Raw genomic sequence first — 9,165 nt, forward strand, 5'->3', positions numbered from 1 at the left:
GCGAAGATCTACCGCCGTGCTTTTCGCCGACCTCGTTGCCGCCTCCGCCCGCGTTGCCGCCACGCGCAGCCGGCTCGCTAAATTGCGCGAGCTGGCGCAGTGCCTGCAGGCTCTGGCGCCGGACGAGATCGAAATCGGTGTGCTGTGGCTGGCGGGAGAAACACGCCAGGGCAAGATCGGCGTCGGCTACTCGGTGCTGCAGCCATCGGCACAGGTAGCGCCGGCGGTGCCGGCCACCCTGACACTGCGGGACGTAGATGACGTGCTGACCCTGCTGCAGGGTATGCGCGGCGCAGGCTCGGCGGCGCGGCGCAAGTCGATACTCGGGGATCTGCTGGGCCGCGCGACCGCGGACGAGCAGAGCTTCCTGCTGCGATTGCTCGTGGGAGAACTGCGCCAGGGCGCGCTGGCCGGTCTGATGGTCGATGCGATTGCCGAAGCGGCCAAGCTGCCAGTAGCCGACGTGCGGCGCGCGTCCATGTATTCGGGCCATGTCGGTGGCCTGGCGCATGTCGCTCTGACACAGGGTCTGGCTGGCCTGGAAAGATTCCGGATCGAAGTGCTGTCGCCGATTGCACCGATGCTGGCGCAGACCGCAACCGACGTGGCCGATGCGCTCGAGCAACTGAGCAGCGACGTTGCGTTCGAATGGAAAGTCGACGGCGCGCGGGTGCAGGTTCACAAGGCGGGAGACGAGGTGCGTGTCTACACGCGCAGTCTCAACGACGTGACAGCGGCCGTTCCTGAAGTCGTGGAGGCCGTGCGTACGATCGATGCACGACAGATCGTGCTCGACGGCGAAACCGTCGCGCTCGATGCAACAGGTCGTCCGCTGCCGTTCCAGGTCACGATGCGACGTTTCGGTCGCAAGCTCGATGTCGATGCGCTGCGCGCCGAATTGCCGCTGCATGTCTACTTCTTCGATTGCCTGTTGCTGGATGAAGAAAGTCTCGCGGATCGTCCCGCGCGCGAGCGGTTTGCGGCGATGGAGCGCGTGCTGCCCGAATCGATCCGCATTCCCCGTCTCGCGACGCGCGATGTCGATGTCGCGACGGATTTCTACGACCGCGCCCTGGCGAGCGGCCATGAAGGCGTCATGGCGAAGTCGCTGGATTCGGCCTACGAAGCCGGCAGCCGCGGCGCGAGCTGGCTCAAGATCAAGCACGTTCACACGCTCGATCTGGTGGTGCTGGCGGCCGAGTGGGGCAGCGGCCGGCGCAAGGGCTGGCTGTCGAACCTGCATCTCGGGGCGCGCGATCCGGCCAGCGGCGGCTTCGTGATGCTCGGCAAGACCTTCAAGGGTCTGACCGACGCGATGCTCGAATGGCAGACGAAGGAATTTCTGGCGCGCGAGACGCATCGCGACAGCTACACGGTGCACGTGCGCCCGGAGATGGTCGTCGAGATCGCCTTCAACGACATCCAGGCGAGTTCGCAATACGAAGGCGGCTACGCGCTGCGCTTCGCGCGCGTGAAAGCGTATCGACCGGACAAGCCGGTGGAGCAGGCGGATACGATCGAAGAGATCAGGCGCATTTATACGGCGCAGGGGCCGCTGTATGATCCCGCGGCATCGCCTTCCCCGAATTGAACTCAGCGTCGCCATCGATTTCCGCCTCACGGCTCGACAGACACCAAGGAACAACCCATGGTCGCGGACAGTGCCGTTCGGCGCGGCGGCGGATTCAAACGCGCGGTGTGGATCGTGCTTGCCCTGCTGGTGCTGGGCGTCATTCTCTGGACCTGGTTCGCGCTGAGCTGGTCGTATTCCGCCGGCGACCGCGCCGGCGTGCTGCTCAAGTTTTCCAAGAAGGGCTGGATCTGCAAGACGTACGAAGGCCAGCTCGCGCTGTATGTCGTCGGCGGCGTTGCGCCCCAGCTATGGGATTTCAGCGTTCGCGACGAAGAAGTCGCAAAGAAGCTGTCCGGCGCAGTCGGCCAGGAACTCCAGCTTCACTACACCGAACATCGCGGCGTTCCGACGAGCTGCTTTGCCGAGACGCCGTACTTCGCCGATGGATTTACCGTGGTGAGCAGGCCGGGAAACTGAGCATCGCCTGGCGCTGGCCCAAACGAGATAGCATGAGCCCGATGAAAACGGCTCCGCTGACGCTCCTGCTGCTGTTCCTTTTCTGTGCCGGATGCGCGACGACCGGCGGCGACTCCGATGAAAGCGAGCCGACGCTGATCGACGCGCCTGCGACGGCGGCGATGCCGTCGAACGAACCGCCCGCCGAAGCAGCGGCTCCCGCTTCCCGGCAGGAGGAGGGCGAGGTTCCGATTGCGGTTGCCGAGTCGGAGCAGCCCGAGGCGGGTCCCGAGGAAGTCATCGTCCAGGGTCGCAACATCAGGCGTTACGAGGTGATTCACGATCTGGTCGCCGACGCGCAGATCCGTCTCCGCGACGTCGAACTCCAGTACGTCTTCACCGGCAAGGGCAGGAATCAGGTTCTGCGCGGTCGTCCCGTGGCCTTTGCGCTGTGGAGCGATACGAAACAGGAATGGTCCATCGCCCACATCGAGCTGCCGCGGCCGCCGATCAACTGGACGCCCGGTCGCAAGCCGCTGCCCTTTCGCAATCTCACTCCCGGTATCCAGGCGCGGCACGTGAAGGGCACCGGTGCCGAGCGGCTGATGTTCTCCTTCTCGCAGGACGGCGAGCCCTTGAAGGTCTACGGACGGAAGTTCCCCGTCTTCGACAACAACCTGCTCAAGCGCAGGCAGTGGCGCGCCGTCGTCCAGACCGCGAAGCCGATCGTCTATCTGCCTTTCACCGAAGACACCTTCGATCCGGGCTTCGTCAGCGGCGGCAAGGAGTTTCTGGTCGCCACGGCGCGCCAGGCGATCGAGGAACTGCGCCTCGCGCAGGTGCCGAGTGCCGCTTTCCCCGGGGAACTGCTCGCCGATGCCATTCCTCTGCAGGTCATCACCACGCTTGCCGTCATCGAGCAGACCGATGACACCGACTACGTCAGAAAGCAGACGCTCGCCTTCGAGGAAGTGCTGAGCCAGTACGGGCTCAAGCAGGAGGAGGCGTATCGATACAGCGTCTCGAGCGCCAATGCGCTCGGGCCAATGCAATTCACCGACCGCAGGGGAAACGGAACCTATTCGCTCGTGGTCAGACGCTGCCCACGCGCAAAGCTCGATCCGGATTTCGAGCGCGGTGCGACGAATCTGCTGAACGCCATGAAAGCGGCCGTCTGCCTGCTGGATCTGGAACTCGCGGGAATGCGATCGGACATTCGCCTGGCGTATCGCGACAACCCTGCGGTGCTGGGCATCTTTCCGGTCGCCGCGTACAACGGCGGTCCCCGCAACGTCACGAAGCTCTATCGGGTGCTGAGTCGAATGAATGTCGGGCTCGACGAACTGAGCCGCCCGGGCACGCAGCCCGCGGGAAGGTCGGTGGCTTGTCCGTGCGTATGGAAGGCGGAAGGCGCGAACGTCCGTCCGGTGACCATCCCGAGATACAACAACGAGAACCGGTGGTACATCGAGAAATACCAGAGCATCGTCAGTCTGTTCGAGTGAGCGCGGTTGCGCCGGTGCCTCTGTCCCTGGTGTTTGCGACTGCCTCAGGTCTTGAAATCTCCCCTGACGCCGCAAGCTGTCGTCGATAGAATTCCCGGTATCGGCGCGCGGCTTCGGTGGGCGGCTGCGTGTCGGCAATCAGCCCACGGCAACTGAAGGAGGTGATCCAAGTGGCACATTCAAACGTTGGTTCGGTCGCAACTCTGGGTGTACTGGTTGGCGAGGTTCGTCGCTGAGTCGACGGCTCGCGCCGCCCGGTAGGCCTTGAGTGCGCGCAGGCTTTCGTCACGCGCGCGACCGAGGTTCCCAACGGACGGACGCTCCGATGCAGTTGCCGTGCGGGTACCTTGTCCGCATGGATTCATGCTCGAGCAGGAAATGGCGGAGTCCGCAAGGGCTCCGCCGTTTTCTTGTGCTGCGTTCTCGCGACGCAGTCGAGCGCTGCCGCCGCTATTCCTTCTTCTGTTCCGCCCGCGTCCGTTCCTCTTCGCGTGCGCCCGCCAGCATGCTCGGAAGCGCGTAGTTCCCTTCGTGGCAGGCGTACTCGTAGATGGGTTCGTCGATGCGGTTGAAAGGCAGCTCGCCGCTGTAGGGTGCGGTGAACGTCTCCGGATCTTCCACCGTGAACTTGTAGAGCAGCACGTCCGGACCGGTGCGCGTGAAGCGTTCGGTCACCTTCACTTTCTCGGATGCTCCGCGGTAGGGACCCAGCCCGCCCGATTGCGCGAGCTGGATCGGATTGATGTTCGTGGTCTCGACCACCAGCGTGTCGCCTTCCCAGTGTCCGATCGAATCGCCGAACCACGGGCGCACCTGCGGCGGGACGTGCCTGGCGGCTCCCAGCCGGATGATGCGTGCGTCATGGACCATTTCCGTCAGGATCATGACGGTGTCCTTCGACTGAACGATCGTGTAGTTGTTGTTGTAGAAGTAGTTCGGAAGCATCGGCGGACCGGCATTCGATCCGAATGAAGTGAGGCAGCGGTCGGAGAGCGACCGGACTTCGGGGCCGTCGAACTCGCCGAACTTCCTCGACTGCGCCATGCGTTCCGCCATGCGCTGTTTGCCCGCGGCAGTCAGCGCGGGGATGCGGCCGTTGGGCGGATCGACGAGGATGGAACTGCGCACGACGCCGTCGATGCGGATGACCTGGTGGCCGGGATCGAGCCAGAAGCCGTTGTAGCCGCCGACATTGCCGCCGGCGGCCTGCGCGATCCGTTCGACGAACGTGGGTTCGCCTTCGACCGGCGCCAGATCGTTGCCGACGCCTCCCTTGAGCGCTTTCTCGTTGGGATCGGTGGGCTGGTTGCGGTATTCCTCCACGTCCCTGGCGCGCTTTTCGAGCGCAGCCGCCTGCTCGTCGGTCAGCGTGGGTCCCTGATTTCCCATCCGTTCGAAGGGTGTCTGGGTTTCGTTGCTCCAGTTGCCCTGCAGGTCGGGTTTTCCATCGAGCGTGCGCGGCATGACCCAGGGTTTTCCCTGGGTCGCTGCGGGCGCCTGCGCGCCGGCCGGGGCAAACGGGATTGCCGAAAGACTCATCGCCACAACGAGGGCGCCGACGGGCGAATGTTTCGTGAGTAGTGCGCTTTTCATGGGCTGAGTCTGCATTGGGTGGGGCAGTCCTCATGCTAGTGGGCCGCGCGCTGACGAACAAGAATGGCGCCGCCAGCGACCCGCAATCGAGTGTGCTGATTTGTTAACGACGCGATGCGCCAAGGCCCTCGCGGGCAGACCTGCCCGGAAATCGTGACGGGCGGGCCGCGGGCAACAGTCGCCTACAATCGCGGTTGTCACAGCTCGACGTCGTCGCACGTCTCGGGTGATGGACGCATGCAATCGAGGACCGATGTCTGCGAAGGCTGACATATTCACGCGGCATCGCGCCCGCCTGTTCGGCATTGCCTACCGCATGCTGGGCACGAAGGCCGATGCGGAAGACGTGCTGCAGGATGCCTACCTGCGCTGGCACAACGCCGACACGGCGCAGGTCGAGTCGCCGGAAGCGTGGCTGACGACGGCGACGACACGCCTGTCGATCGATCGCCTGCGGCATTTGAAAGTGGAGCGCGAAGCGTATTTCGGCCCGTGGCTGCCCGAGCCGCTCGGCGAAGCCGACACGCAGACGCCCGAAGCCGCGGCCGAGCTCGACAGCGATGTGTCCATCGCCTTCATGGCGATGCTCGAAGCGCTGGCGCCGGAAGAGCGCGCGGCATTCATCCTGCACGACATCATCGATGACGATTACGTCGACATCGCAGATGCATTGGGGAAATCGGAGTCCGCCTGCCGGCAGATGGTGCATCGGGCACGCGAGCGGTTGACCGCGCGCCGGCGGCGATTCGTCGTGGACGAGACAACGCGTACGCGGATGCTGCGCAAGTTCATCGGCGCAGTGGCCAACGGCGACCGGCAGCAGATCATGGCGGTGTTCGCGGACGACGCCGTGATGACGTCGGACGGCGGCGGCAAGGCGGCGGCCGTCAGTCGTCCGCTGCTCGGGGCGGAGCGCATCTCCAGGCTCTGGTACGTGGTCGCGCGCCGCTACCGGCAAGCGCAGGCGCAGGGCCGGGCCGTCGAGCATCGGATCGTGCAGATCAACGGCGAGCCCGGCATCGCCTTCCTGGAAGATGGCCGGCTGCAGTCATTGATCGCGGTCGAGACGGACGGCGAACGCATCCAGGCATTCTTCAGCATCCGCAATCCGGACAAGCTCGCTGCGTTTTCATTGTGAGCTGTCACGGCCTCAGCGGATGGGCCGTCTTGAGGGTGTCAGTCCTCGAAGGAGAACCCGCATGACCGAGCGAATTGCTTTCGACCCGCACAAGATGAAGGACATCGCCGCAGCGATGCACGGATTGCAGGCCGTCGTACGCAAGTCGACGCTGGAGCTGTCGTTGATCGAACTGGTGCGCACACGCGTATCGCAGATCAACGGTTGCGGCTTCTGCATCGACATGCACACCCAGGAAGCCCGTGCCGCCGGCGAAACCGAGCAGCGCCTGTACCTGCTCAGCGCCTGGCGCGAAGCGAATTGCTACACCGAGCGCGAACGTGCCGCCCTCGCCTGGGCCGAAGCGGTCACGAAGCTGGAGCATCAGGACGTCGCCCATCCGGTATACGCGCAGGCGCGATCGCAATTCGGCGAAGCGGAATTGCTGGCGCTGACCCTTGCCATCGTCGAGATCAACGGCTGGAATCGCTTCGCCATTCCATTGCGCTACGTCGCCGGCGACTATCGGCCGGGCAGCCTGGCCAAAGCCCACACCAACTGAAGCAGGAGCAGAACATGACGTCGTTCGCAGCACGAACGGGATTCGCGGTATTCATGGCCATGACGCTGCTGCACGCGCACGCAGCCGACGCGCCGCCGGCGAAAGTGACGCCGCTGTTCACCAGGGCACTGCCGGACGTCGCAGGCAAGGAAGGCCTGATGCTGACGGTCGAATACGCGCCCGGCGGCGCGTCGCCGAGCCATCGCCACAATGCCAACACCTTCGTGTACGTACTCGAAGGCAGCGTGGTCATGCAGGTGGCCGGCGGCGAGGAGAAGACGTTGCAGGTCGGCGATACGTTCTATGAAGCGCCAACCGACATTCACAGTGTTTCGCGCAATGCGAGCGCAACGCAGCCGGCGAAGATCCTGGTGTTTTTCGTGAAGGATGTGGGGGCGGCGGTGTCGGCGCCGGTGCGGTAGTCCGGAAAGCCCCCTCCCTGGCCCTCCCCCGCTTCGCGGAGGAGGGAATCGGATCTTCCCCTCCCCGCTTCGCGGAGGAGGGAATCGGATCTTCCCCTCCTCCGCGAAGCGGGGGAGGGCAGGGTGGGGGTTCTTACTTGCCCTTCACCACGTCCACATACCGCTCCACTTCCCTCTCCAGCGCCCCCAGCGGCATCGTCCCCGTATTCAGCACGGCGCTGTGAAAACCGCGCAGCGAGAACCTGTCGCCGAGTTCCGCACGCGCGCGGTCGCGCATCTCGAGAATGCGCAACTGACCGATCATGTACGAGCAGGCCTGGCCGGGGTAGACGACGTAGCGGTCGACTTCGCTGCCTTCGATGCCGAAGTCGATGGCCTGCTGGCGCGTCCACTTCTTGGAGTGCAATCCCGTGTCGACGACGAGCCTCCGCGCGCGGAACAGTTCGGCGCTCAACTGCCCGAGCAATCCTTCGGGATCGCCTTCGTACCAGCCGGATTCCGCAGCGAGCTTCTCCGCGTACAACGCCCAGCCTTCCGACATCGCCGAGATGCCGCCCAACGCGCGCGCCTGGCGGAAGCGCGGCAGATCAGGATTCTCCTGTTCGAGCGCGATCTGGAAGTGATGGCCGGGCACGGTCTCGTGATACACGAGCGTGCGCAGGCCGAGCCTGGTCATGCGCTGCACGCGGAGCGGCATCTGGAAAATGGCGGGGCGCGAGCCATCGGGCGGCGCGCGATTGTAGTTGGCTGCGGCGCTCGCCTCGCGAAAGCGCGGAAACGGCTGCGCGATCACCGGCGTTTTCGGCGTGCGCTCGAACATCGGAATGCTGCGCGCGATCGCATCCTTCATGTAGCCGTCGATGTCGGACATGATCTGCGTGCGCGCCGCGTCCGAGGTCGGATCGGGATAGCGCAGATCGTCTTCGAGCTTCGCCATGCGTTCCCTGACGGCGCCCTGCGTGCGGCCGAGGCTCTTCAGGATCTCGTCCATGCGCGCTTCGATCGTGGCGACCTGCTTGAGGCCGATCTCGTGGATCTCGCCGGGCGTGAGATCCGTGGTGGTGAAACGCAGCAGCGAGTTTGCATAGGCGGCGTCGCCGCCCTTGAAACGCCACAGTCCGGCATCGTCCGTCGTGCGCGGCCCGATGGCATCGAGCAGCGCAATGGCCTTCTGCCAGGCCGGATAGATTTCCTTCTGCACCAGTTCGCCGACGCGCTGCTGCAATGCTGCGCGCTTGTCGGCCGGCAGGCCTTCGATGCTGGCCGTCTTCTGCGCGAACACCGTGACCAGCGGATTGTTCTGCACCGGTGCGTCGGCGAAGGTGTGCATCGAGGCGAGCGTGGCCTGGACGATGAACTTCGGCGGCAGCAGGTTTCGGTCGGCGAGCCGCTTCGCCTCGGCGACGGCCTCGTTCATGCGATCGTCCATCAATGCCAGGCGCGCGACGAAGTTGTCGGCATCCTTCGGCGTCACGAGCGGATGACGCAGCGTGAAGGTTTCGATGAGATCGACATTGGCGCCGCTGAACTGCTGCAGCGGGAAATGGAAGTCGCGGTAAGGCTCCGCCCGCACGACGGCTTCGAGCAGCCAGTCCATCAGCTCGGCCGACAGGCGGCGCGTGTCGTCGAGTTTCGTGCGGTCGAACTTGCGCAGTTCTTCGAGTCCTCGTCGTGCGAGGCGCGTGCGTTCTTCCTGATAGGCGCGCGTCAGCGGCGTGAGCTGGCGTTCCAGGCGATCCTGTTCCTCGCCGCTGAAGTAGCGCAGCGACGTGGCGAGATCCGGATTGCCGCGCACCCAGTCGGCGGTGAAGCGGTCGAAGAATTCGTCGATGCTGCGCTCGGCGGCGAGCGACGACAGCGGCAGTGCGAGGATCAGGATGAGGGCGCAGCGGCGCAGGCTGGATCGGGTCATCGGCAATCTCCTCATCTTCATGCTG

At 64.7% G+C, this 9,165-nt stretch carries 8 protein-coding genes; 6 read left to right on the forward strand and 2 right to left on the reverse strand.

What is annotated here, in order from left to right; translation table 11 throughout:
• Positions 1 to 16: 16 nt before the first annotated feature.
• The 3 genes from V7D81_RS17045 to V7D81_RS17055 are packed head-to-tail and all read left to right on the forward strand — an operon-like array spanning position 17 to position 3,534.
• Positions 17 to 1,591, forward strand: a complete 1,575-nt coding sequence (locus tag V7D81_RS17045) for an ATP-dependent DNA ligase (protein ID WP_324318449.1) — start codon at positions 17 to 19, stop codon at positions 1,589 to 1,591.
• Positions 1,592 to 1,648: 57 nt separating this feature from the next.
• Positions 1,649 to 2,050, forward strand: a complete 402-nt coding sequence (locus V7D81_RS17050) for a hypothetical protein (RefSeq protein WP_324318451.1) — start codon at positions 1,649 to 1,651, stop codon at positions 2,048 to 2,050.
• 41 nt (positions 2,051 to 2,091) lie between these two features.
• On the forward strand, positions 2,092 to 3,534 hold the full coding sequence (locus V7D81_RS17055) for a hypothetical protein (protein ID WP_324318453.1): 1,443 nt from the start codon (positions 2,092 to 2,094) through the stop codon (positions 3,532 to 3,534).
• Between the two features lie 450 nt (positions 3,535 to 3,984).
• Here the strand turns inward: V7D81_RS17055 and V7D81_RS17060 are convergent, their stop codons facing one another.
• Positions 3,985 to 5,127: a hypothetical protein gene (locus V7D81_RS17060; protein WP_324318455.1), complete on the reverse strand. Its 1,143-nt coding sequence runs from the start codon at positions 5,125 to 5,127 to the stop codon at positions 3,985 to 3,987.
• A 253-nt stretch (positions 5,128 to 5,380) separates the two neighbouring features.
• Here V7D81_RS17060 and sigJ point away from each other — a divergent pair, with 253 nt between their 5' ends.
• The 3 genes from sigJ to V7D81_RS17075 all read left to right on the forward strand — a co-directional run bounded on the left by sigJ (position 5,381) and on the right by V7D81_RS17075 (position 7,228).
• A complete protein-coding gene (sigJ, locus tag V7D81_RS17065) occupies positions 5,381 to 6,265 on the forward strand; it encodes an RNA polymerase sigma factor SigJ (protein ID WP_324318457.1) in 885 nt (294 codons plus the stop codon).
• 61 nt (positions 6,266 to 6,326) lie between these two features.
• A complete protein-coding gene (locus V7D81_RS17070) occupies positions 6,327 to 6,806 on the forward strand; it encodes a carboxymuconolactone decarboxylase family protein (protein WP_324318458.1) in 480 nt (159 codons plus the stop codon).
• Between the two features lie 14 nt (positions 6,807 to 6,820).
• Positions 6,821 to 7,228: a cupin domain-containing protein gene (locus V7D81_RS17075; RefSeq protein WP_324318460.1), complete on the forward strand. Its 408-nt coding sequence runs from the start codon at positions 6,821 to 6,823 to the stop codon at positions 7,226 to 7,228.
• Between the two features lie 133 nt (positions 7,229 to 7,361).
• On the opposite strand, the gene V7D81_RS17080 is transcribed toward V7D81_RS17075, so the two are convergent.
• On the reverse strand, positions 7,362 to 9,140 hold the full coding sequence (locus tag V7D81_RS17080) for a DUF885 domain-containing protein (protein ID WP_324318462.1): 1,779 nt from the start codon (positions 9,138 to 9,140) through the stop codon (positions 7,362 to 7,364).
• Positions 9,141 to 9,165 lie beyond the last annotated feature (25 nt).

The sequence above is a fragment of the Povalibacter sp. genome, assembly GCF_036735925.1.
GTDB lineage: Bacteria > Pseudomonadota > Gammaproteobacteria > Steroidobacterales > Steroidobacteraceae > Steroidobacter.

Coding starts and splice junctions, on each gene's coding strand:
- V7D81_RS17070 (WP_324318458.1), top strand. CDS start 6,327: ATGACCGAGCGAATTGCTTTCGACCCGCACAAGATGAAGGACATCGCC.
- V7D81_RS17060 (WP_324318455.1), bottom strand. CDS start 5,127: ATGAAAAGCGCACTACTCACGAAACATTCGCCCGTCGGCGCCCTCGTT.
- V7D81_RS17055 (WP_324318453.1), top strand. CDS start 2,092: ATGAAAACGGCTCCGCTGACGCTCCTGCTGCTGTTCCTTTTCTGTGCC.
- V7D81_RS17050 (WP_324318451.1), top strand. CDS start 1,649: ATGGTCGCGGACAGTGCCGTTCGGCGCGGCGGCGGATTCAAACGCGCG.
- sigJ (WP_324318457.1), top strand. CDS start 5,381: ATGTCTGCGAAGGCTGACATATTCACGCGGCATCGCGCCCGCCTGTTC.
- V7D81_RS17075 (WP_324318460.1), top strand. CDS start 6,821: ATGACGTCGTTCGCAGCACGAACGGGATTCGCGGTATTCATGGCCATG.
- V7D81_RS17080 (WP_324318462.1), bottom strand. CDS start 9,140: ATGACCCGATCCAGCCTGCGCCGCTGCGCCCTCATCCTGATCCTCGCA.